The sequence below is a fragment of the Nostoc sp. genome, from assembly GCF_036917635.1.
GTDB lineage: Bacteria > Cyanobacteriota > Cyanobacteriia > Cyanobacteriales > Nostocaceae > Nostoc.
Map to the genome: position 1 here is coordinate 1 of NZ_JBALCW010000105.1, position 1,540 is coordinate 1,540.

At 39.8% G+C, this 1,540-nt stretch carries 2 protein-coding genes; both read right to left on the bottom strand.

Annotation, left to right across the window (positions count from 1 at the left end):
* Positions 1–244: 244 nt before the first annotated feature.
* Positions 245–442, bottom strand: a complete 198-nt coding sequence (locus V7K32_RS26255) for a hypothetical protein (RefSeq protein ID WP_334997479.1) — start codon at positions 440–442, stop codon at positions 245–247.
* Between the two features lie 525 nt (positions 443–967).
* Positions 968–1,540 (bottom strand): CAAD domain-containing protein (locus V7K32_RS26260; RefSeq protein ID WP_334997481.1); only part of this gene is annotated, 573 nt, incomplete at its 5' end.

Here is a 1,540-nt window from a genome sequence, read left to right on the forward strand (position 1 = left end):
TACGTAATTAAATGCTGACTTTATCAAAATTTTAACTAAAGAGTTTTTTATCTTGATGAGATTACGCACATCATAAATCATGCACACAATCGGAAAAGGAAGGAGCAAAAAATCAATCCGAAATCTCTACAAATTTGCACTTAGGCGCAGATGCAAGGCGTAAAGGCAAGGTCAGATGTACCATCACAATCCTTCCAAAAACTAAGGAATGGTCTTGAAAGCCGCTTTAGAGGCTTTCTGCTGACTACAGTTCTTGTGTATCTACTTGTGCGTGATAGTAGTCTTGAACGTATTTACTAGTCACTTCTAGCAGTGTGTCGTGACCTTCAGGACTCACCTGTGAGAACGCTGACCGTACACTGCTGATATAAGAGGTAAAATCACTTTCACTGGGATTAAAGAACTCTTGCCCGATGACAAGTGCGGCATAAGTTTCAGACATCTTAGTGCTGAATCCGTGCTCGGTGAGTCCATCGCCGATGTAGCGAAATAGCCAGTTAGCGTCAGCGTCCTGCTCAATCAATTTAGAAGCGTTTACTATGAAGTCTTGGTATTCAGTCATTGGGGTTACTCCTTTGGTTGTGTTGGCTTTGCGAAAGAGTACAAATTTGCTGCTACTTGATCGACTAGTGAAAAAATCCGATTAGCCTAAATAGCAGTTTGGGTGTGGTGATGTCGGTTTTGCGATTATTCTGGGCGCGATCGCTTCGCTACACTCAACTACGCCCGATGCTCAATGCCACTACGTCATTGGTTATAGCGATCGCAACAGAGTAAAACTGTTGACCCTGGTCAAGTAATGAACTGGGAAAGCTAAGGCGGTGTTTTGCTCCCATCAGTAACAGTTACACCAAAGTCAACTTTCATAAGTAAGTTTGTTGCAAAAGCTTTTAGGTAGCATGAATGCGTTCGTTTGCTTTGTGCTTTCTTTCACTATGAAATAAAGCAAATGTACAGGCATAGCAGCTTATGAATCTTGTCCCTCAACAATTTCTTTTTGGATAAAACTAATTTGTGCAGCTAATTCTTGCCGAGTAGAAGCTTTGAGAAGATATCGGAAAAAAAACCAAGTTATGTAACCAATTCCAGTCAACTCAAAAACTAGATTTAAGTGCGGAATTTCATTTATTACATCTAATACAGCTATAATTAGCTTAAGTGCCACAGTCCCTGCAATAATTGTAGCAAAACAAATAATTGGCAGTTGGTATTCAGTGGAAAAATCACCTAAATATTTAGGCATTTGCTGTAAAAAGGCAGAAAATTTACTGCCAAATTGCTGCCATTGAGGTAATGGTTGATTAGCAGGTAGTAGTAATGGTTGAGTATCAAAATTTGAACTTTCAAGTGCTGTGATAGGTTCGGTTGATGTAATATCAGCAGATATCGATTGTTGCACTTCGCTTTCCCGATGTAATGGTTTATCAGCAGCTAGTAGCAATGGCTGAGTATCAAAATTTGAACTTTCAAGTGCTGTGATAGGTTCGGTTGATGTAATATCAGCAGATATCGATTGTTGCACTTCGCTTTCCCGATGTAA

Coding starts and splice junctions, on each gene's coding strand:
- V7K32_RS26255 (WP_334997479.1), bottom strand. CDS start 442: ATGTCTGAAACTTATGCCGCACTTGTCATCGGGCAAGAGTTCTTTAAT.